The 20,985-nt window shown below is 44.3% G+C and carries 18 protein-coding genes and 1 tRNA gene; 6 read left to right on the forward strand and 13 right to left on the reverse strand.

Annotated features, from left to right (window positions below):
* The first annotated feature begins 55 nt into the window (after positions 1-55).
* From AAC033_RS09640 to AAC033_RS09660, 5 genes are all read left to right on the forward strand, one after another.
* Positions 56-808: a DUF1080 domain-containing protein gene (locus AAC033_RS09640; RefSeq protein WP_339737478.1), complete on the forward strand. Its 753-nt coding sequence runs from the start codon at positions 56-58 to the stop codon at positions 806-808.
* Positions 809-869: 61 nt separating this feature from the next.
* Positions 870-3,293, forward strand: a complete 2,424-nt coding sequence (locus AAC033_RS09645; RefSeq protein ID WP_339737480.1) for a glucoamylase family protein — start codon at positions 870-872, stop codon at positions 3,291-3,293.
* 40 nt (positions 3,294-3,333) lie between these two features.
* Positions 3,334-5,148 carry a family 43 glycosylhydrolase gene (locus tag AAC033_RS09650; protein ID WP_339737482.1) on the forward strand — a complete coding sequence of 605 codons (1,815 nt, stop codon included), beginning with the start codon at positions 3,334-3,336 and terminating at the stop codon, positions 5,146-5,148.
* An 11-nt stretch (positions 5,149-5,159) separates the two neighbouring features.
* Entirely contained in the window at positions 5,160-7,439 is a 2,280-nt protein-coding gene (gene bglX / locus AAC033_RS09655) for a beta-glucosidase BglX (protein WP_339737484.1), read from the forward strand.
* Positions 7,440-7,465: 26 nt separating this feature from the next.
* Complete coding sequence (locus tag AAC033_RS09660) at positions 7,466-9,127, forward strand: sulfatase (RefSeq protein WP_339737486.1); 1,662 nt, start codon at positions 7,466-7,468, stop codon at positions 9,125-9,127.
* 176 nt (positions 9,128-9,303) lie between these two features.
* On the opposite strand, the gene AAC033_RS09665 is transcribed toward AAC033_RS09660, so the two are convergent.
* Positions 9,304-9,388: transfer RNA gene (locus AAC033_RS09665), tRNA-Ser, on the reverse strand.
* Between the two features lie 275 nt (positions 9,389-9,663).
* Here AAC033_RS09665 and AAC033_RS09670 point away from each other — a divergent pair.
* Positions 9,664-9,933 carry an HU family DNA-binding protein gene (locus tag AAC033_RS09670; RefSeq protein ID WP_339737488.1) on the forward strand — a complete coding sequence of 90 codons (270 nt, stop codon included), beginning with the start codon at positions 9,664-9,666 and terminating at the stop codon, positions 9,931-9,933.
* A gap of 81 nt (positions 9,934-10,014) precedes the next feature.
* Here AAC033_RS09670 and AAC033_RS09675 read toward each other — a convergent pair whose 3' ends face one another.
* The 12 genes from AAC033_RS09675 to AAC033_RS09730 all read right to left on the reverse strand — a co-directional run bounded on the left by AAC033_RS09675 (position 10,015) and on the right by AAC033_RS09730 (position 20,925).
* A complete protein-coding gene (locus AAC033_RS09675; RefSeq protein ID WP_339737490.1) occupies positions 10,015-10,515 on the reverse strand; it encodes a DUF4252 domain-containing protein in 501 nt (166 codons plus the stop codon).
* Complete coding sequence (locus tag AAC033_RS09680; RefSeq protein ID WP_339737491.1) at positions 10,512-11,066, reverse strand: hypothetical protein; 555 nt, start codon at positions 11,064-11,066, stop codon at positions 10,512-10,514. Before AAC033_RS09680 ends, AAC033_RS09675 begins: the two co-directional genes overlap by 4 nt.
* The gene (locus AAC033_RS09685) at positions 11,023-11,565 is read right to left on the reverse strand and encodes an RNA polymerase sigma factor (protein WP_339737492.1); all 543 of its coding nucleotides are present in this window, start codon (positions 11,563-11,565) and stop codon (positions 11,023-11,025) included. The genes AAC033_RS09680 and AAC033_RS09685 overlap by 44 nt, the downstream gene beginning before the upstream one ends.
* Before the next feature lie 208 nt (positions 11,566-11,773).
* Positions 11,774-12,007 carry a hypothetical protein gene (locus AAC033_RS09690; protein ID WP_339737494.1) on the reverse strand — a complete coding sequence of 78 codons (234 nt, stop codon included), beginning with the start codon at positions 12,005-12,007 and terminating at the stop codon, positions 11,774-11,776.
* A 27-nt stretch (positions 12,008-12,034) separates the two neighbouring features.
* On the reverse strand, positions 12,035-12,640 hold the full coding sequence (locus AAC033_RS09695; RefSeq protein WP_339737496.1) for a hypothetical protein: 606 nt from the start codon (positions 12,638-12,640) through the stop codon (positions 12,035-12,037).
* A 287-nt stretch (positions 12,641-12,927) separates the two neighbouring features.
* On the reverse strand, positions 12,928-13,842 hold the full coding sequence (locus AAC033_RS09700; protein ID WP_339737498.1) for a hypothetical protein: 915 nt from the start codon (positions 13,840-13,842) through the stop codon (positions 12,928-12,930).
* Positions 13,843-14,023: 181 nt separating this feature from the next.
* Entirely contained in the window at positions 14,024-15,382 is a 1,359-nt protein-coding gene (locus tag AAC033_RS09705; RefSeq protein ID WP_339737500.1) for a sigma-54 dependent transcriptional regulator, read from the reverse strand.
* Between the two features lie 193 nt (positions 15,383-15,575).
* On the reverse strand, positions 15,576-16,058 hold the full coding sequence (locus AAC033_RS09710) for a hypothetical protein (RefSeq protein WP_339737502.1): 483 nt from the start codon (positions 16,056-16,058) through the stop codon (positions 15,576-15,578).
* Between the two features lie 193 nt (positions 16,059-16,251).
* Positions 16,252-18,705: a response regulator gene (locus tag AAC033_RS09715; RefSeq protein WP_339737504.1), complete on the reverse strand. Its 2,454-nt coding sequence runs from the start codon at positions 18,703-18,705 to the stop codon at positions 16,252-16,254.
* 56 nt (positions 18,706-18,761) lie between these two features.
* Complete coding sequence (locus AAC033_RS09720; RefSeq protein ID WP_339737506.1) at positions 18,762-19,262, reverse strand: hypothetical protein; 501 nt, start codon at positions 19,260-19,262, stop codon at positions 18,762-18,764.
* Between the two features lie 201 nt (positions 19,263-19,463).
* On the reverse strand, positions 19,464-19,976 hold the full coding sequence (locus tag AAC033_RS09725; RefSeq protein WP_339737508.1) for an O-acetyl-ADP-ribose deacetylase: 513 nt from the start codon (positions 19,974-19,976) through the stop codon (positions 19,464-19,466).
* Positions 19,977-20,025: 49 nt separating this feature from the next.
* Positions 20,026-20,925, reverse strand: coding sequence for a DMT family transporter (locus AAC033_RS09730; RefSeq protein ID WP_339737510.1), 900 nt, complete (start codon positions 20,923-20,925; stop codon positions 20,026-20,028).
* Positions 20,926-20,985: the final 60 nt, after the last annotated feature.

Genomic DNA, 20,985 nt, shown 5'->3' on the forward strand with positions numbered 1-20,985 from the left:
ACTGCCAACTGAGACTTTTTAATCGAATACTTTAGAAACTAACAATTGGAATGAGATGAAAAATATTAAAATCATATTGGTAGGTTTTCTCCTGTTTATTTTTTCCGCTGCTTCGTTTGCGCAGGGCAAGGCACTGTTCGAGGCCGAAGGGTTCACGGAGTTATTTAATGGCAAAGATTTGACCGGTTGGAAAACACCGGACGGTGATAACGGGCACTGGTCAGTGATTGATGGCGTGATCGACTACGATGCACGCTCCGAAGCCTCCGGCGACAAAAACCTATGGTCGGAAAAAGAATACAAAGACTTTAAACTGCATGTAGAGTGGCGGTTTAAAGGTTATGGCGATCACCTGTTTCCGCTGCCAACCATTTTGCCAAGTGGCGAATATTTGCGCGATGAGAACGGTCAAATTGTTGAACCGCTGGGGCCAAACTCCGACTCAGGAATTTTGCTGAAAGGTGTTGGCCAAGCCAATCTCTGGTGCTGGTCCGTGGGATCGGGCGAGCTGTGGTCCGTGCGGAACGACCAGTCGCTTCCGGCTGAAGTGCGGGCAGCAGCAGTGCCCAAGGAAAACGCCGACCAGCCTGTCGGACAGTGGAATGCCTTTGATATCACCATCGTTGGAGATCGCATTACCACTGTTCATAACGGGATTACAGTGATTGATAATGCCTTGTATCCTGGTCTGGACAAGACTGGCCCCATCGGTTTTCAACATCATGGCGGAATCAACCCCAAAACAGGAAAATTGCAGGGTGCTTCCAGCCTGGTGCAGTTCCGGAATATTTGGATAAAGGAATTATAATGGAAAGATGGTGTGAGGGTGAGAGGGTGTGAAAGTGAGAGAAATTGAGTCGACTTGTTAGATGCAGAAGGTTGAAATGGAAAGTTCGGAATATAAAATAGGCCTATTGGCTGTTTCACTGGTTTTGCTTTCATTTTTTGGAAGGAGCCAGGAAGTGTCGTTTTTTACTGAAGGCACTGCCAGCTCCTATTACGACCAAGGGGTGGTTGACTTAAACAGCTTGGGCGAAAGTACGTTCGAACACACCTATCCGCCGGGCGCGCCACAGTATAACGATAAGGTTCCTTGTTCGACCACGGCATTTAAGGGAACTACTTCACTAAAATTCAACTACACCTCGGCCGAAAATGGTAACTGGCGGGCATCCATTTACCGGGCAGGATGGGTTACAGCCGATCTCTCGGGACTCGATTCCCTTTCATTCTATGTTTTCACGGAAACCGAACTGCCCAACACAGCCTTGCCGTTGGTTGGTTTTCGCGGTGTGAATAGCAGTGGTTCGGGCGATGTGAATACGACGCTTTATGCGTTGGTAGATTACAATGAACCCATTCCTGCAGGGGTATGGACGCGCGTTGTATGTCCGCTGCAGATTATTTTTGATGAAAATGAAGCGCTGGATTTTTCTCAAACCAAGGCGGTCATCTTCAATCAATCCGAATCGGATAACAGTTCGCGCTTAATTTTGATTGATGAACTGAGCGCCTTCAAAGCGCTGGATGAAATTCCTGTTGTTGAGGAACTTTCGGCTGTAGGTTACGACAGTCATGCCCACCTGAGTTGGAGCCACCCTGCTGATGGCTTGACTTACCGTATTTATGCTTCGTTTGACGGTGGGCAGTCGTTTGAGCTGCGCACCGAAACAACGGCCAATTTCTACCTCGACTTTGTGCCGGAGGCGGGGAAAAACAACACAGTAACTTACCGGATCGTGACTGCTTTGCAACAAAGTGAATCCGCTGCCACCGAAGCAACGGCAACGATCCGCGATTTTACCGATGACGAATTGCTGGATATGGTTCAGCAATACAGCTTCAATTACTTTTGGGATGGGGCGCACCAGGCAACAGGCATGGCGCTGGAGCGCTCGAACGGCATTGGCCGCACAGCTGCTTCGGGAGCAACCGGCATGGGGCTGATGGCCATGATTGTGGCACACGAGCGGGAGTACCGTCCGAAGGAGGCGGTGAAAGACCGAATTTTGAAGATCCTTGAATTTCTAGCCAACTGCGACCGGCATCACGGAGCATGGTCTCATTGGTACAATGCTGATACGTATCGCACCCAGCCATTTTCGCCCGATGATGACGGGGGCGATCTGGTGGAAACTTCTTTTGTTGCGCAAGGTCTGATTGCCTTGAAAAACTATTTCACGGGTTCGGATGAAAAATCTTTGCGAATCCGGGAGCAAGCTGATGCTCTGTGGACAGAAATTGACTGGAATTGGTATCGAAATGGTGATCAAAATGTGCTCTACTGGCATTGGTCGCCCACGATTGATTTTCAGAAAAACATGAAGGTAACCGGTTGGAATGAATGTCTGGTGACCTATGTGATGGGCGCTGCTTCTCCCACCCATGGCATTGCCAAAGCGGTTTATGATGAAGGATGGGCCAGGAATGGAAATATGATCAATCCACGAACGTATTACAATTACGAAATCAGATTGTCGCCCAACTATGGCGGCCCGCTTTTCTGGATTCATTACAGCCACCTCGGGATCAATCCAAACGGGTTGAAGGACCAGTATGCCGACTATGGGCAGGAACACGTAAATACGGCCAGGATTCATTATGCGTACGCGGTGCAAAATCCGCAGGGACACATCAACTATAGCAGTAAATGTTGGGGCTTGACAGCCAGTGACAGTCCGGATGGTTACACGGCCCATCAGCCGGTGACCAATGACAATGGCACCATTAGCCCGACAGCGGCCTTGGCCAGCATGCCTTACACGCCAACGGAATCCATGCAGGCATTAAAATATTTTTATCGTGAACGCGGCCAGGAACTCTTTGGAAAATATGGGCCGTACGATGCTTTTAATGATGATCGGGATTGGGTTCAGGAAGCTTATATCGGAATCGATCAGGGACCTATCGTGGTGATGATCGAAAACTACCGGACGGGATTGTTGTGGAACCAGGTGATGAAAGATACCGATGTAAAGGCCGGCTTAGATAAGCTTGGGTTTCAGTACCAGTTTGCTACCGCCAGCAATGATCTGAAAAAGCACCAGGAATTGAGTCTTTTCCCGAATCCGGGTTCTGGGAAAGTGTATCTTGATCTTTCAGCGTTCAGTAGAAATACACCGGTTAATTTAGAATGTTTCTCGTTGGATGGTCGGTTGGTTCGTATCGAAAATTTGACATGGATGGGTTCAGAAGCAGTCTTTGACTGCACTGATTTGAAGAACGGAGTTTACTTGCTTCGATTAAGCAATGGAAAGAGGCTATTTCAAGGGAAACTAATTATTCAGCAATAGAAAATAACGGGAATGCATGATCATTCCAAAAGCTAAACAGATGAAACAACAGCATTTTTTTACACTGATTTTGATGATGGCTAGTTTTGTTTTTACCCAATCGGCGCTGGCGCAGCTAGTTCAGTCAACTACCTATTGTAACCCTCTGGATATTGACTATACCTACATGGTTTACAATTCAAGCCGGAATATTTCATACCGTTCAGGTGCTGATCCGGCGGTCGTTGAATTTCGTGGCGAATACTACCTGTTTGTTACCCGCTCGTTTGGGTATTGGCGATCCGCCGATTTGGTGAACTGGGATTTTATCAAGCCGGCTCAGTGGTTTTTCGAAGGCTGCAATGCGCCTACCGCCTTCAATTACAAAGATTCGGTTATTTACTTTGCCGGCGATCCGGCTGGTTACGGGAGTATTCTTTATTCGGACGACCCCAAAAGCGGGAAATGGACGCCGACAGCTTCGATTACTTACAATATTCAGGATTCGGAGTTATTTATCGATGATGACGGGAAGGCTTATTTGTATTGGGGATCGTCAAACGTACATCCCATAAGAGTTAAGGAGTTGAACAAAGATAACCGGATGCTGGAAACCGGAGCTCAAAAGGACCTGATCAATTTGGTAGAGGAAGAACATGGATGGGAGCGATTTGGCGAGAATAATTTCCATCCAACTTTGAAAGAAGGGTATATGGAAGGCGCATCAATGACCAAACACAATGGGAAATACTATTTGCAGTATGCTGCGCCAGGAACCCAATTCAATGTCTATGGCGACGGCGTTTATATTGGTGATTCGCCGCTGGGGCCTTTCACCTACATGAAAAATAATCCGATGAGTTTTAAGCCGGGTGGTTTTACAAATGGGGCTGGACATGGCATGACGATGAAGCAAAAGAACGGACAGTACTGGCATTTTGCAACCATGGCTTTGGCTTCCAATTCACAATGGGAACGTCGTCTTTGCATGTTCCCTATCTACTTTGACGAAGATGGTCTAATGTACTCGAATACGCATTACGGCGATTATCCGCGATTTGGTCCTGGCCATCCAACAAATCCGGGTGAGCATTGTGGTTGGATGTTGCTGTCGTATAAGGGAAAAACGACCGTTTCTTCGGCATTAATGCAGATCAGAAAAAGCACTTCGGGGGATGATGAATCTGAAATGACAGCAATGCCACTGGTAGAAAACAGCGATGGTGAAGTTGTTTCGGATGTGCTAACCGATGAAAGTCCGAAATCATATTGGGTGGCAGCGGCCAACGACGATCAGCAATGGGTGAAAATTGAACTGCTGAATCCGGGAACGATTCACGCTTTTCAATTGAATTATCACGATCACGAGTCGGGCATTTATACCCGCACCGAAGGTTTGCGGCATCGTTTTTCTCTTGATGTGTCAGACGATGGCATAAACTGGCAAACTGTTGTTGACCGGCGTGAAAGTTATAAAGATTCTCCCAATGCCTATATCGTCCTCAATCAGCCTGTTCAAGCAAAATTTATCCGATACGAGAACGTGGACGTTCCTGGCAAAAACTTAGCCTTGTCCGAAATCAGGGTGTTTGGAACAGGCCTGGGTGAAAAACCGACAGAGGTTAAAGGCTTCACTGTAAAACGAGAAGAAGACCGCAGGGATGTTTCCTCTTCATGGGAAGCCGTAGCGGATGCTCAGGGGTATAACATTCGTTGGGGAATTGCTCCTGATAAACTGTACCAGTCATGGCTGCTTTATGAAGTCAATGAACATTTTATGCGCTGCCTGGACCGGGATACACGCTATTATTTTTCCATCGAGGCGTTCAATGAAAATGGTATTTCTGGAAAATCGAAAATTATTAAAGTAGACTAAAATAAGTGATCATGAAGAAGTTGATGTATGTGTTCGTGGCAGTAATCCTGATGATTTCCTGTCAGGAACAGGCCGAACAATCCGATATGGATTCGTTTGTTAATGAACTAATGGGAGAGATGACGATTGAAGAAAAAATCGGTCAGCTGAATTTGATTACTCCCGGTGGGGGGATTCCAACCGGCTCGGTGGTGAGTACCGGTGTTGAAGAGAATATAAAGGCCGGCAAAGTCGGTGGTATCTTTGGTGTTTCAGGCCCCGATAAGGTCCGGCAGGCACAGAAGCTGGCTGTTGAGGAAAGCCGTCTCGGCATTCCTATGCTTTTCGGCTCGGATGTGATTCATGGCTATAAAACGACCTTCCCAATTCCACTGGGATTGTCGGGCAGTTGGGACCTCGATTTGATTGAGAGAACAGCTCAAATGGCAGCCAAAGAGGCCACAGCCGACGGGATTTTCTGGAATTTTTCGCCCATGGTCGACATCGCCCGTGACCCGCGCTGGGGACGGGTGGCCGAAGGAGCTGGCGAAGATGCATATCTGGGTTCAAAAGTGGCCCAGGCGATGGTTCGCGGCTACCAGCAAGATGATTTGAGCAGTCCGTCGACCATGATGGCAACGGTGAAGCACATGGCTTTGTATGGCGCTTCTGAAGCCGGACGCGATTACAACACGGTGGACATGAGCCGTCAGAGGATGTTTAACGACTATTTACCGCCATACAAGGCCGCAGTCGATGCCGGTGTGGGCTGTGTCATGTCGTCGTTTAATGATGTTGATGGAATCCCGGCTTCAGGAAACAGATGGTTGCTGACTGATATTTTGCGCGAACAGTGGGGGTTCGACGGTTTTGTGGTTTCCGATTACACTTCGGTGAATGAAATGATTGCTCACGGATTGGGAGATTTACAGGCCGTTTCAGCCCTGGCGCTGAAAGCCGGCTTGGATATGGACATGGTAGGTGAAGGATTTCTGACCACTCTGGAGCAATCGCTGGAAGAAGGAAAAGTGAGCGAACAAGATATCAATACCGCCTGCCGTCGCGTGCTTGAAGCCAAATACAAGCTCGGATTGTTTGATGACCCGTTTCGCTATGTAGACAGTTCCCGTCCGGAGAGGGATATTTTGACGGCAGAAAATCGCAAGCTGGCACGCGAAGCTGCTGCTCATTCATTTGTGTTATTGAAAAATGATCAACAGGTTCTGCCGTTGAAGAAGTCGGGAACGATTGCTTTGGTGGGGCCGCTGGCTGATAACAAGAACAACATGCTGGGAACCTGGGCACCCACCGGTGATCCACAGCTTTCGGTCTCGGTTTTGGCGGGAATGAAAAATGTAGCCGGTGCAGGCGTAACGATTTTGTACGCCAAAGGCGCTAATATTTCAGATGACCCGGAGTTTGCTGAAAAAGTAAATGTATTTGGACCCCGAATCGAGATTGATGAACGCTCGCCGAGTGCGATGCTGAGAGAAGCGCTGGCGGTTTCTGCTAAAGCCGACGTGATTGTGGTGGTGATTGGCGAAGCAACTGAAATGACTGGCGAATCGGGCAACCGGACCAATTTATTGCTTCCTGAGTGTCAGAAGAAACTCGTCAGAGCCTTGGCGCAAACCGGCAAGCCGCTGGTGTTGGTCGCTATGAGCGGCCGCCCGTTGGCTTTGGTTGAGGAAAATGAGCTGGCCTCCGCGATGCTGCAAACCTGGCATCCAGGTGTTGAAGCCGGTCATGCCATTGCCGATGTGCTGTTCGGAGACTATAACCCTTCAGGGAAGCTGACAATGACCTTCCCGCGAAATGTTGGGCAGGTACCTATTTATTACAACCATCGGATGACTGGCCGCCCACAGGATGGCGACGAGTTTGCCAAGTTTAAATCTAACTACCTGGATGTTCCCAACAGCCCTTTGTTTCCCTTTGGTTATGGCTTAAGTTATACCACTTTTGAATATAAGAATTTGAAACTGAGTAAGCCTGAAATAACGAAGGATGAAATGCTGGAAGTGCGCATTGATTTGACCAATACAGGAGATTTTGATGGCGAGGAAGTAGTTCAACTTTATGTAGCCGATTTGGTCGCTTCGGTTACCCGACCTGTGAAAGAACTGAAAGGCTTTAAAAAAGTGTTGCTGAAAAAAGGTGAAACGAAAACCATTAGCTTCAATTTAAGCGTTGACGATCTTGCCTTCTATAATTTTAATCTGGAGCGGGTAACTGAGTTGGGACAGTTTCGCATCTTTGTTGGTGGAAGTTCCAATGCTTCCAATGTAAAAGAGTTTGTCTTGGTGGAATAAGAAGGTAGGAACTAAAGCAAATTACAATGGGACGAGAAAAAAATATGCTGAAAACGATGGCAATCGTGGGCTTGGGGGCCTTGGGACTTGCCGCTGCATGCAAGCCGGCAGAACCCGATTCCAGCCGACCCAATATTGTGTTTATTATGAGCGATGATCACGCCTGTCAAGCCATCAGTGCCTATAGCAATCACCTGATTGAAACACCAAATATTGATCGGCTGGCCAAAGAAGGCATGCTGTTTACAAACGCTTGCGTAACCAACTCCATTTGCGCGCCGTCGCGGGCAACGATACTCACCGGAAAGCATGCGCACATTCACGGTAAAATTGACAATGTTTTCCCTTTCGATACGACCAACGTGACTTTTCCCCAGTTGTTCCAAAAGGCAGGCTATCAAACCGCCATGTTTGGGAAACTGCATTTCGGAAATAGTCCCAAAGGCTTCGATGAGTTTATGATTCTTCCGGATCAGGGTGACTATTATAATCCGGATTTCAGCACTAGCAAGGGAGACACAACCATTATAGGGTATGTAACAGATGTGATTACCGATTTGACCTTGGACTGGCTTGGAAACAGAAGAGAGAAAGACAAGCCGTTTTTGCTGATGTACCTGCATAAGGCGCCGCATCGCGAATGGATTCCGGCCGAGCGCCATTACCGAGAATTTACACAGAAGACTTTTCCCGAGCCCGAAACCTTGTTTGATGATTACGAGGGGCGCGGAACGGCTGCCAAAGAAGCTGAAATGAACTTGCTAAATCATATGACCATTTCGGCTGATAACAAAATTTATCCTGAAGTGGCGGATGAGTTGGGGATCAAGGAGGCATCAGACTGGGGAAAGAATGTGTTCCTGCAAAAGTACCGGCGGCTAAATCCGGAACAGAAAGATGCTTACGATTCCGTTTATGAGCCTATAAACGATGCTTTTAAAGAAGCTTACCCAAACATGAGTGACCAAGACCTGATGCGGTGGAAATACCAGCGCTATATGCAGGATTACCTGGGCTGCATCGCTTCGGTTGATGAGAATGTAGGTCGCGTTCTAGATTATTTGGATGCCAACGGATTGAGTGAAAATACCATTGTGGTTTACACGTCGGATCAAGGCTTTTACCTGGGCGAGCATGGTTGGTTCGACAAGCGGTTTATTTATGACGAGTCTTTTAAAACACCCTTGTTGATCCGCTGGCCGGAAAAAATACAGGCAGGATCGGTTTCGGATGAAATGGTTCAAAACCTCGATTTTGCGCAAACCTTTTTGGCTGCTGCCGGATTGCCGCAGCCCAATGACATGCAGGGTGAAAGTCTGATGCCATTGTTGACAGGCCAAACCGCGCAGTGGGATCGTGATGCAGTATATTATCATTATTACGAATATCCGGGCTTTCACATGGTCAAGCGACACTACGGCATTGTTACCACCGAGTACAAATTGGCACACTTCTATTATGATGTCGATGAATGGGAGTTGTATGACCGAAAAAACGATCCTTACGAATTGAACAACGTTTTTGACGATCCGGCCTATGCCGATGTGGTCAGCAGAATGAAAAAAGAGCTCTGGGAGCTTCGTGAAGAATACCAAGACTCGCAGGAGTTGGATCAAAAATTCATTCAGAAGTATAAAGAACGCGGATTGATTAAGAAAAAAGCAGAAGTTGGATCTGTGATTTTTTGAGCTGTCAGGGGCATTCCGGCAGCTTTTTTTACCTCGCTTAGGTGAGTTTCCGCATTCTTGATTCGGCAAACATGGCTCAGTGTTTATGGTTTATTACGTGTTGCAATGGATGGCAAAACAACAGGGCTGTTAACGAAAAGAGCTGTAAGCAAGTTGCTTACAGCTCTTTGATTCGGCGGAGAGAGAGGGATTCGAACCCCCGGATCCGTGAAGATCAACGGTTTTCAAGACCGCCGCATTCGACCACTCTGCCATCTCTCCGTAGATGTGGCGGCAAAAGTATAGGATTTTTTCAAAACTCAAAAATATTCAACCAAAAAAAACTTTGGAAATCAAAAAAAAAAAAGTTGAATAAAGGTTGCATAATTGAATCATATTTTAGAATTTTATAAAGCGTAAAATTTAAGCTTTCAAAAGCATTGATTTTACTAAGGTTTTAGAAAGTTTAAATTCTTTTTTCATGCCTTCAAGTAAAAGTTTAATTAGTATAAAATTATTTTAATCAGTTATTTTTTTAACCCTAAACAAGTTTTCTTATGAACAAAGCTCAATTAATTGACGCAATTGCTGAAAAAGCTGGTCTGACTAAAGCTGATGCCAAAAAAGCATTGGACGCTTTCGTAGAATCTACAACTGACGCCTTAAAAAATGGTGACCGTGTTGCATTAATCGGATTCGGTTCTTTTGCTGTAGCTACACGTAGTGCAAGAACAGGAAGAAACCCACAATCAGGTGCTCCTATCGAAATTGCTGAGAAGAAAGTCGTAAAATTCAAGCCAGGTGCTGAATTGAGTGACGCCGTATAATGCGTGACTTTGAGAAAAAATAAAAAAAGGGAGGCATTGATGCCTCCCTTTTTGATTGATATTCCTTTTTTATCGTTTCTCTTATTTTTTTGTCGGTAGAATATCGATGTCCAGAGCGCCAGTGATTTTGCCAACATTTTCGGGGTCGATAGTCCCCCGGATACTAATCAATGCATTGTCATCGCCACCAACAACCAAAAGTAATTCCGAAAACTTTCCGCCTCCTGCGTCTCTGGCAAAAAAGCGGACGACTTCATTTGCTTCGGTAACTTCCATCAAAACTTCATAGTCGTGATTCTTAAAAAAACCATCGGCTTCCAGTTCTTTGTAAAAGTCGAGCGAGCGATTCAGCTCGTCGTCGTCGACTGCCAAGATTCTCACGCCATCCAAGCCTGAAAGCAGGTCCGATTCGGCCGATCCATTATCAATTTTACTGGCAAAGCTTAAAAGTGCTCCACTAATATTGACGGTAGTCAACCCTTTTTTGTTGGCATATTTCTCAAACAACTTGTCGACGGGGCTTTTTTGCGCCATTCCTATGAGAGGAATGAGACAGATCAAAATAAAAACGAGCTTTTTCATTGTTCCTGTTTTTTTAGTTTTTTATTTATACCTTCCATTTCCTGTATTTCCTGAAATCCCTTATCCAGTGTATTCAGACTTTTGTTTAGCGGCTTCGAAGCCTTGTTGATTGATTTCATCGGCTCAAGGCCTTCCATTCCTTTCTGGTAATACCCGGCTACATAGTGCAGGGCTGATAAGGCTTCGGCGTAGGCTTGATCCGGATCAGAGTAAGTGTCCTCCCATTCAGCCCTTCCTGTGTATAAGTTAACTGCCAGTAAGGCGATCAACAGTGCGGCGGCAACTCCGCTTACGGTTTGCCATAACCAGCGATAGCGTGTTTTTTCGTGGTATTCCTTTTCAAGGATATAATCCATAATCTCTTCTTCAAACACTTCATCCCTCCCTTCGACGGATAGTTCGTGTAGTCCAACGAAATATTGCTGGTATTTCCGGAATTCAGGAGCAATTGTCTGCGAGTTAAAGTAGTCGGTCAACAACTGCTCCTCCTGCTCGGTGCTTGTTCCCTCAAAGTATTTTTGCAGTATTTGTTTGACTTCTTTCGGTTCCATATTCTTGGTATTTAAATAGTTCATCTCTCACTTTTTTTCGTGCCCGCGAGAGGTTGACACGAATGGCATTGATATTCAGCTGGGTCTGTTCTGCTATTTCATCATAGTTTAGTTGGTCAATATCCCGCATTTGGATAACTTTTCGTTGTAAATCGGGTAATTGGGTGATCAGCTTTTTTATCAATAGCGCCGCTTCAGATCGATCCAGTTCCTCATTCAGATCACTTCGCTTATCATTTTGCCAGCCAGATTGTTGTTCTTCCAATGAATAGGTCCGGTTTGCCCGTTGCTTGTCGTAGCATTTGTTGCGGGTCATTCGCATGGCGAAGGCCTCCATGTTGTCAACCCCATCCAGTGTTCCCCGTTTTTGCCAAAGCTTCAGGAAAACGTCCTGAACGACATCCCTGGCTTCTTCATCATTTTGGGTAAACCGCAGGGCATACCGATGGAGCTTATTGCTTAATGGCAGAACCAATGTCTTAAATTCTTTGGCTAACATGTTTTAGTTCATTCTTTTCTGCTTTCAAAATTAAGACGTTGGTAGATGCTTTTCATTACATATGAGGACGTATTTTAATCAAATGGAGTTTAAAGAAGTGTTATCCGTTGTTATGGATCGGTCGTTTGGGGAAGTGCAAACAAAAAAAGCCTGGTAGATCAAACCAAGCTTTTCGCTTTTTAACGTTTTGCAGATGAAAATTCTTCTCCTAAGGAGCCCAGGGAAAATATTCATTGCCCTTGCTACTTCCTCTCCCCGAATGGATGGGAATGGCGATGCCGAATAGCACCCGGGCAACGAGTCCCGAAGAAATCTCGTCAGATATCGGATTGGGTGTACCATCCAAAAATTCGGTACTTACCCCCGATATTTCAGCAGCGAGGTTAAAAGTTAGGCCACTTGCAAGAGCGAATTTTGAGCCGACTCCTAACGCGAATTGCATGGCTTGTTCCGTTGACTGGTATGGAGGCTAGTAGCTTTCGGTATTATTTTGGTTCGGAATCCACACCGAAGGTAATTCTTCCGGCTTTGGATTATTCATATAGGAGGTGTCTGTATAAACAAGCTCCGGTGAGTAAAAGTCAAGCCCTGCGCTCAGTTCAATATAAGGTTGAAATAATTGATGGTCGCGTGCCTTTGAAGCAAATTTTTTGATGTAATATCTCAAAAACAGGTTTGGTGCGATTGCTGTAGTTTTGTATTGAATTGGTACAGTAGGGTAGTAATCAATTCCAAATGCTGGATGATCGAATTCGGACCTGAATGCAGCAAGATCCGGTATCATCACAGAATCATCAGAGCTGCTTAGGTTATAGAAGCCGATACCTAGCCCCAGTTCAAAATGGCTTCCAAATGTTCTGGAAACGGAGAGATCGCCGCTAAAACCGATGCCATGTTGAAAATCACTTTCTACAGCAGAAAAACCTGGGCCAACTTCGTTGAGCATGGTTGCTACCCCAATACGCGGAGTCAGGTACCACTGGTTACTTCCTTTGCTTTTGGCCAACAATAGATTTGGAGAAAATAAAGCGAAAACGATAACAACAAAAAGGGGTTTGGCTAGATTTTTTTTCATTATTCATGCTTTATAAGTTTGGCAAGTGTAATGATAACAAAAAATTGGCTGTCTGATATCGTTTAGGAGCCCTTTTTTCAGAATTGCAGATTTTACACAATGGCAAGGTTTTCGTGTTTGACGAATAGTGGTGGCGTTGTAGAGCCGCAAAACAAAATTGCCATCCGAACCTCTGTTCAGATGGCATTTTGAGTGTTTTAAAATATACGTGAAGATTGAGTGTGTTCTTGTTTCCATGAACGGGTTCGTGTGATGGAATCAACCGTTCGTTTGTTGTCATCAGGCTTTTATTTCACCTCGATGATAGCGTATTTTGAAATCTTCCAAAATTCTTGTGGATCTTCGATCTGAAGGTACGCAATTTGTCCATCTTCTTCTATCATAGTGTAAGAGTTAGCTGGGTGTTCTGATATGACCGTTGCTCTTTTTGAGTGTAACGGAATGGTCTTAGTTTCCCGGATATCCAACTCTGTAAAGTATTCGTCATCGAAGTTTTCCTGAATAGTCTTGTTTTGTCCAATCCAAAGGAAACCGCCTTCTTTGGTTAACAAACCTTTTTCCTTTAATTCCTTGTAGGTTCCGTAAGCAATGTGCGCGGTGTTCAATTCCGTTGTTTTCCGGTCAATGACATTCAGCTTGCTTGCGATGGTGTCGGTCTGTTTGGCAATTTCAAATTCCATCGTTTCCACTTTTTCATTCAGGTCAGCAACCATCATATCTTTCTCTTCGATAACTCGTCGCAGCTCATCCATCTCTGCACTTTGGTCATTAACGGTTTCAGTAAGCGAAGCGATTTTTTGCTTGAAGCTGTTCAGCTGAATTCCAGAGCTTTTCAATTTTTTCTCCAGATCTTCAATGTGTTTGCTGCTTTCTTCCAACATTTGATTCATCAGGTTAATGTCGGCAATAATGGCTTCTTTTTGGTCAACCCCACCTTCCTGATTTTGCTCGATGGATAGTTGCTTCCTTTTTTCTTTAATGAATTTTAAATTGTTTTCGATGTCATTGAAAGCAGTTACCAACTCATTCACAATTGAGTCCCGATCCTCAATCAGTTCATTGAGGCTTGAATTCTCTGTCGCCAAAGATTCAACCTCTGATTGCTTTTGCGTGTAAACATAGATTGTTCCGATTACCGCGAATACAACGATAACTAAGGCTGTAATAATAATTCCAAATTGTTTTTTTCTTGTATTATCCATGATTTATTCCTCCATTCATTTAGTTTCTTCGGATGGGCATAGTCAAGGGATATGCCAAGAATAGGAATTCTGGACAATTGGTTGATGTTTAAATGCTTAATGCTCTATGTGCTTTGAGATATGCATAAAAATTCTATCAAATTGAGCCGGCATTTCGCAATTTGATAATTGGGATGAAAAGCTAGTTCAGGTTCTTTTCTTCTTTCAGCATCCGGTAGATGGTCGCTACGCCAATATCCAGTTTTTCGGCCACTAGTTTAATGTTATTGTCATATTTTTCCAGAAAGCGATTGACAATTTCGATGTTGTATTCGCGCATGCTCCGTTCTTCAGACAGCATGTTGTCCATCATGTTCTGGCTTCCAAAGACCAGACTTTCTTCGGTAATTTCACTAGTGTCGGATAATGTGACTGCCAGTTCGATAATCGATTTGAGTTCACGAATATTCCCGGGAAACGAATAGGAGAGTAATTTTTTGCTGGCTGTAGCACTGAGTGTGCGTTCTGTAAGCTGGTTTTCATTACAAAATGTTTGAATAAAATGTTTGGCCAAAATGATGACATCATTTCCGCGTTCGCGTAGTGGCGGTAGCTCAATGGGAAGTCCAAAGAGCCGGTAGTATAAATCTTGTCTGAAGTTTCCCTCATTCACTTCTTCAATCAGGTTTTTATTCGTGGCAATAATGATCCGGCAGTCGGTTTTTACGGGCTCATTGCTTCCTACCCGTATAATTTCCTTTTCCTGCAAAGCTCGCAGAAGCTTGGCCTGAAGTGAAATGTCCATTTCCGCCATTTCATCCAAAAACAGGGTTCCGCCATTGGCTTCTTCAAATTTTCCAATGCGCCGCGAACTGGCACCGGTGAAGGAGCCTTTTTCGTGGCCAAATAGTTCGCTTTCAATTAAATCCTTTGGAATGGCAGCCACGTTTACCGGGACGAATGGTTTTTTAGCCCGGTTTGAGTTGTAGTGAATGGCTTTGGCAACCAGTTCCTTACCGGTTCCCGTTTCGCCCGTTATGGTCACCGAGATGTTTGTGCGGGTAGCTTTTTCGATGAGTGAGAAAATTCGTTCGGCAGCCGGACTGTTGCCAATGATGGTGTTTTGATAGCTGTACTTTTTCTTAACTTCTTGGCGGAGAGAAACGATTTCCTTTTTCAACCGACTACCCTTCCGGATGTTATTCACCGTGTTGAGCAGGCGCTCTTTAATGTCGGATGACTTGACGATGTAGTCGTATGCACCGTGTTTAAGCAGTTCAACAACCACTTCAATATCGTCCTGTTCCGAGATCAGGATGACCTGGATGTCTTCATTGATCGCTTTGATTTCTTTCAGAACGTCCAGCCCTTTCATGTCGGGAAGGCGGTAGTCCAGCGTCACTACATCAGGTTCCTTATTCAGATTTTTAATGCAATCTTTTCCACTGGCGTATGATTCGATCTCGTAGTCAGGGATTAAGGATAAATTGTGGATGAGCAGTCTGCTGTACCAGTCATCGTCTTCAACGACAAATATTTTAAAGGGTTTATTATTGTCCATACGCTAACTGCAAGTTCAAACGGATTAATCGTTTCTTTTCCAAATACAATAGTATGGAAATAATTTGTGAAAATTGAGGGTTTTGGCGGCAATTTTGCTTGAAAAGTGAGGTTGGAAAAATCCCCCGGGCCGGGAAGGTGCCCAAGGGGATTTAATTAAAACAGAATATATAGAGCTGACGAAATGTTAATTTTCAATAATTTGACGCGTCTTCCCGCACGAATTCTTCGAGCAAGGTGGTACACATGAAATTTGTAAACTGATCTTTTCTTATAAATTGTGTGGCGCCCAGTTCAATTGTTTCCTGAGCCGTTTGGTAATTCTTTTTTTCAGAAATAATAACCACTCGGTTTCGTTTGTCACTTTCTATTTTTCTTAAGATGTCGGCTGCATTTTTGTTGTTGCCCAAAAAATAGTCAATAAAGTAAACCGCCCGGGTATTTCGAAATTGATTATTCTGAAAACTTTGGATGAAACTTTCAGCTGTTTTGAACGAGTATAGCTTGATCTTTGCGTGGTACAGAATCTTCAAGTTTGAAGAAAAATCGTTCAGTACTTCAACCATGAGTCTGTTGAAATAGTCGTCGTCGTCCACTACCACCACCGAATACTTCTCCGTTGAGGGAAAAAATAAATCTAGAAATGTGCGGCGTTCTCTTTGACTAACTTCTTTCATTATGCTGGTTGTTTTTTGCTATTAAGCAATCGTTACCCAGTCATTGCAAGAGAAGTGCCAAAGGTTAATTGAACTGTCTGTGTTTTTAATTTAGTCTGGTTTCTAATATGTTACAAGTTTGCTGTAGTGCGTCAATTTTATCATTCTGAGAATGTGATTCTTAAAATGATGATTTCAATTGTCTAATGTGTGCTTAGTTGAGGCCATTTAGAATGGTTTTCAAGTAATTGTTTGTCTTGCGTACTTCCTGTTCTACTTCCTGAAATAACCGGGCAATTCTTTGTTCATTTTGAGTGGAGTGGGCCTCGTATTCCATTGCCTTTATTTTACTATACAGGGTCAGCGCTTTAATGTGTTTTGCAGGAGCAGCCATCTTATGAGCGTATTCATGCACTAGCTTCCAATTTTTTTCGAGCAGGTTTTTCTGAATTTCCTTCACTCCGTTTTCGCTGGATTGAATGAAAATCTCCACCATTTCATTTACAAATGAGGTGTTGCCATTGGCCATGCGCTCCAGGTCACTCAAGTCAATGGACACTTTAGGTGCATCTTCTTCAGGTTGTTCCGGACGTACTGATTCCATATTGAGTGTTCGTGTCAAAACATTCAGCAGATCTTTCTCTGCAAAAGGCTTCGACAGGAAGTTATGCATACCAGCTTGCTCGCATTTTTCAATATCATCGAGACGGCTACCGGCTGTAAGTGCAATGATTCTGGTTTGTTTGTCCAGCGCAATAATCTGTCGGCTGGCTTCCATCCCATTTAAAACAGGCATTCTGATATCCATAAAAATGATGTCAAAATGGGCTGTCTTGCACAAATCAACAGCTTCCTGTCCGTTGGTGCGTTCGGTTACTCGGATTTTCCATTTCGCCAGAATCCCCTTGAGCAGGTAGCGGTTGAAATTTTCGTCATCGACAATCAGGGCCGAAAGGTTTTCAAAGTTTTCAGGAATAATTGTTTCGGAAGTTTCGGGCTGCTTGATGTTTTCCGGGTTTCCTTTTTGATAGGGAATTTCTATGGAGATCTTGGTTCCGTGGTTAAGTTCACTATCAATGCCAATTGTTCCTCCCTGTATATCCACCAGTTTTTTAACAATTGAAAGTCCCAGGCCAGCTCCGCCTTGTTTTTTGGTCATGTCGGTTTCCAGCTGCACAAAATCATCGAAAATCATTTTGTGGTTTTCTCTTGAAATTCCAATCCCGGTATCGATGATCTGAAAATTGATCCACACTGGATCCGTTTTTGCCTGACGTTTTTGAGAGGCCTGCAGGGTAACACTTCCGCTGTCGGTAAATTTAATGGCGTTGTTGAGCAGATTAATTAGAATTTGCTTTAAGCGGAAAGCATCGCCCAGCAAGACCAATGGCGGCAAGTTTTTGGCGTCGAGTTTCAGCTCGAGTTGTTTGGCTTTTGCACTCCCTTTATTCAGTGTGATAACCTCCTCCAATAGTTGATCAAGAGCGAAATCAACCTTATTGAGTTGGAGTTTTTGGCTTTCAATTTTCGAAAAATCCAGCGTGTCGTTAACCAGGGAAATAAGGTGTCCCGTTGAGCTGTAAATGATTTCCAGGTCTTTCTTTTGTTTGAGGTCATTGGATTTCATCATCAACTGTTCGGTTAAACCATAAATTGCGTTAATTGGCGTGCGCATTTCGTGGCTTACCGTAGCCACAAAGAGCTCTTTGGCCCGAGCCAGTTTTTCGGCATCGGTTTTGGCTTTTCGAAGAATGGTTTGGTAAGCGCGCGACTTATTGAGGTACCGATAAAAAATAATTAGAACCAGCAACAATAAAATCACAGCCCCAACTGTGAAAAGGGCCAAACGTTTGTAAGTGATTGCAGCTAGCCGGTCGGCTTCCTGGGTTTTGACAAGCAGTTGTCTTTGTTCTTTATTCTCAAGCTCGTTGATCTGCGCTTTCAGCAATTCGGTGAGCGCAATATTTTTTTCCAGTAAAGCTTTTTCTCTGACTGAGAGTATTTCAGTTGTCGCTTTGATTTGCTGTTCAAATTCAGCAATTTCTTGCTTGATGGTTTCCTTTTCAATTTTATTGGTGTCAGCCGGTTCAATCGCTTCGGCCATGATGGTGTCTTTTGCTTTCTTTTTACCACCAAAAATCCGCTTCAAAAGACCAACCTTTTCATCAGGTTCTGCTTCTTGGGTTACCACCACCGCTGCGGTGTCTGGTTCAGCTCTGGAGCTGTCGATTCGGCTATACAATTCTGAAAATGATTCGTGGGCCTCTTTTTTGCTCGTGTGAAGGGTCAGAATCTTTTCCCAAACCAATAGTTTTTCGTTGGTTAATGACCGAATCGAATCAATTTGAATTTTTTCTTCCTCGCTCGTTTGCGAATAATCTTCAAGGGCGGTTAACCTGTCCTGAATCGATGCATTAGTCTCCCTGTAGGGATGAAAGTATTTTTCGTCGCGGGTTAAGGTGTATAAACGAACTGTGTTCTCAATTTCGGTTAAGTCAGACTCAATGTCCTTAATAAGTAGAAGTTTGAAATCGGGGCGCGCTTCCTTGTGAATTGAATCAACAATTTGCGATAAGCTTTGGTAAACCAGGAAGCCAGAGAAAATGACGGCCAAAACAATCAGTACTGTCAACAGGGTCACCTGAAATTCAATTTTTACTCGTTTCATTTATTTGCTCGTTTTGAGTCTTTTTATTCGTTCTTAAAGAATCGCTTCATCGATTCTTAGGCATTACCAAAAAATACCCGAATGGTCAGTCCCACATCATCCATTCGAAAACGGGTTTTGTTAATCACGTTGAACATGGGTTTCCAGTCAAACGAAAAACTGATTGGAGCATCAACCAAGCAATATTCCATGCCGGCAATTCCGTCAATTCCAATGGACGTGTAGCTTCCGTCTTCGGCAAACCAGGGATGAAGGTTGCTTTCCAATTTCCAGTATCCAACATGGATCCCCCCTCCATAATACCAGTTGAGCCTGCTTTCTTTCATGATATTGTCATGCACTTCGTACAAGCCATGAAAAATTGACCCATTCCAACGGGAGGACATGCTAATTTCCACAGCTTCCGTTTGGGAAATAAAATGTTTAACAGATAGTCCGGCCATTGGGCCCGCCCTAAATCCGATACCGGTCCGGTAGTCGCGCTGTGCATTGGCTTTCGATACGCCAACAAAGCAAACAAAAACTATGAATACAACTATTTGGACTGTTTTCATCATCGAAAACCTGTTTCTGAATTTTTGCATGATTAGGCAATTGTTGTGCCGCGGATGAGCTAAAGTTTATAAAATGCTATAAGTGAGAATAAATATGTTCGTATGTAAAATGACATGATCATCGATTTTTCTCATTTTGAGAAACCAAGTTTCATTTCTACCATTCAAAACGTGCACGGAACGAATTTGTTTTGTGGCGTGTGTTCAGTCTTGTTGATCCAGTAGTTTTTCATAAATCGTAAAGTTCTCGTCATCGTAAACGCAAAAAGTGATTTCTTCAAGCCAATTATCATTTTTTAAGAAATTACGAACGGTGTTGATAGCTATTTCAGCGGCCAGTTGCTTTGGGAACGCATAAATTCCCGTGCTGATATTGGGAAAAGCCACGGTCTTTAGCCGATGTTCTTTGGCCAGGTCCAGGCTTCTTTGGTAAGCCGAAGCCAGCTGTTCGTGTTCACCTATTTTGCCACCATGCCAAACAGGTCCAACAGTGTGAATAACGAAGCGGGAAGGCAGGCGGTAAGCCAATGTGATTTTGGCCTGCCCGGTTTCGCAGCCGTTCAGCTTCTTGCATTCTTCCAATAACTTGGGGCCGGCTACCCGGTGAATAGCTCCATCTACACCACCGCCGCCGAGGAGACTTTTGTTAGCTGCATTTACAATGGCATCAACGTGCATCTCGGTAATGTCCCCTTGATAAAGTTGAATCCGATTCATAGTCAATAATATTTGGGAATAACTCAGGAAAGTTTTCTCTTCTGAAGAATCAACTTCCCAGGCTAATCAACAAAATTCCGGCTAGAATTCCAAGCAAGTAGAGGCCCTTTTGACGAATATTGTGTTCGCGAAACAGAAAAGCTCCGGTAATAAAGGCGATTAAGACTCCGCCACGGCGCAAGGCCGAGATAATGGAAATCATGGAATCTTCATAGCTCAGGGCATAGAAATAGGCGAAGTCGGCCAACAAAAGGAAAACCCCAATGGATGGAATGCTCCATCGCCACTCGAAGGGAATACGCTTATTTTTTGGCCGTGACCATCGAACAGCGGCTAAAACCGGTAGCATCACCACTACCTGGTAAAATGTAAACCAGGCTTGCACTGCCAGCCGATCAATTTTTCGAATAATAAATTTGTCGTATAAGCCGCTTGAAGCACCAAGAAGCGTCGCACCAACGATAAAGAGAATCCAGATATTCTTACGGAAATGGATGCCTTCTAGCCTCCCGGCAGTTGAAAGTAAATAGAAGAAACCTAAGGTAGTAATGACACCACCCCATTGAAGCCAATTAAGACGTTCATTAAAAATAAGGATGGCCCCGATTAATGTCCAAATGGGCCCGGTCGCCCTGATGGGTGTTACAATGGTAATCGGTAAGCGTTTTAAGGCACTGAAAGCCAGAATCCAACTCGAAACCACCAGCATGGTTTTTAGAAAAATAAGGCCATGTTCCCGGAGGGTGATGGGCGGCACATACAAGTGGATGGATTGAAAAAAAGTGGGGAACAGCCACGAACCCAGAGTTGGTGGAATGAACAAAATTGCACCGGTGATGGCAGAAATCAAAAGGACTGGAAAAACGGCATTCCCGTTTACTGACAGTTTTTTGAAAACATCGTAAATTCCAAGTAACAGAGCCGACAGCAAAGCCAAAAGTACCCACATACTCATTGATAGTTTTGAGCTGCAAAGCTAGGAGCTTAATCCTGATTCAGCCTTTCTCTG

Origin of the sequence: uncultured Sunxiuqinia sp. (genome assembly GCF_963974515.1) — a bacterium.
Lineage (GTDB): Bacteria > Bacteroidota > Bacteroidia > Bacteroidales > Prolixibacteraceae > Sunxiuqinia.

What these genes read in the sequence shown, in the direction of transcription:
- AAC033_RS09640 (WP_339737478.1), top strand. Translation starts at nt 56, where the DNA reads ATGAAAAATATTAAAATCATATTGGTAGGTTTTCTCCTGTTTATTTTT.
- AAC033_RS09645 (WP_339737480.1), top strand. Translation starts at nt 870, where the DNA reads ATGCAGAAGGTTGAAATGGAAAGTTCGGAATATAAAATAGGCCTATTG.
- AAC033_RS09650 (WP_339737482.1), top strand. Translation starts at nt 3,334, where the DNA reads ATGAAACAACAGCATTTTTTTACACTGATTTTGATGATGGCTAGTTTT.
- bglX (WP_339737484.1), top strand. Translation starts at nt 5,160, where the DNA reads ATGAAGAAGTTGATGTATGTGTTCGTGGCAGTAATCCTGATGATTTCC.
- AAC033_RS09660 (WP_339737486.1), top strand. Translation starts at nt 7,466, where the DNA reads ATGGGACGAGAAAAAAATATGCTGAAAACGATGGCAATCGTGGGCTTG.
- AAC033_RS09670 (WP_339737488.1), top strand. Translation starts at nt 9,664, where the DNA reads ATGAACAAAGCTCAATTAATTGACGCAATTGCTGAAAAAGCTGGTCTG.
- AAC033_RS09675 (WP_339737490.1), bottom strand. Translation starts at nt 10,515, where the DNA reads ATGAAAAAGCTCGTTTTTATTTTGATCTGTCTCATTCCTCTCATAGGA.
- AAC033_RS09680 (WP_339737491.1), bottom strand. Translation starts at nt 11,066, where the DNA reads ATGGAACCGAAAGAAGTCAAACAAATACTGCAAAAATACTTTGAGGGA.
- AAC033_RS09685 (WP_339737492.1), bottom strand. Translation starts at nt 11,565, where the DNA reads ATGTTAGCCAAAGAATTTAAGACATTGGTTCTGCCATTAAGCAATAAG.
- AAC033_RS09690 (WP_339737494.1), bottom strand. Translation starts at nt 12,007, where the DNA reads ATGCAATTCGCGTTAGGAGTCGGCTCAAAATTCGCTCTTGCAAGTGGC.
- AAC033_RS09695 (WP_339737496.1), bottom strand. Translation starts at nt 12,640, where the DNA reads ATGAAAAAAAATCTAGCCAAACCCCTTTTTGTTGTTATCGTTTTCGCT.
- AAC033_RS09700 (WP_339737498.1), bottom strand. Translation starts at nt 13,842, where the DNA reads ATGGATAATACAAGAAAAAAACAATTTGGAATTATTATTACAGCCTTA.
- AAC033_RS09705 (WP_339737500.1), bottom strand. Translation starts at nt 15,382, where the DNA reads ATGGACAATAATAAACCCTTTAAAATATTTGTCGTTGAAGACGATGAC.
- AAC033_RS09710 (WP_339737502.1), bottom strand. Translation starts at nt 16,058, where the DNA reads ATGAAAGAAGTTAGTCAAAGAGAACGCCGCACATTTCTAGATTTATTT.
- AAC033_RS09715 (WP_339737504.1), bottom strand. Translation starts at nt 18,705, where the DNA reads ATGAAACGAGTAAAAATTGAATTTCAGGTGACCCTGTTGACAGTACTG.
- AAC033_RS09720 (WP_339737506.1), bottom strand. Translation starts at nt 19,262, where the DNA reads ATGATGAAAACAGTCCAAATAGTTGTATTCATAGTTTTTGTTTGCTTT.
- AAC033_RS09725 (WP_339737508.1), bottom strand. Translation starts at nt 19,976, where the DNA reads ATGAATCGGATTCAACTTTATCAAGGGGACATTACCGAGATGCACGTT.
- AAC033_RS09730 (WP_339737510.1), bottom strand. Translation starts at nt 20,925, where the DNA reads ATGTGGGTACTTTTGGCTTTGCTGTCGGCTCTGTTACTTGGAATTTAC.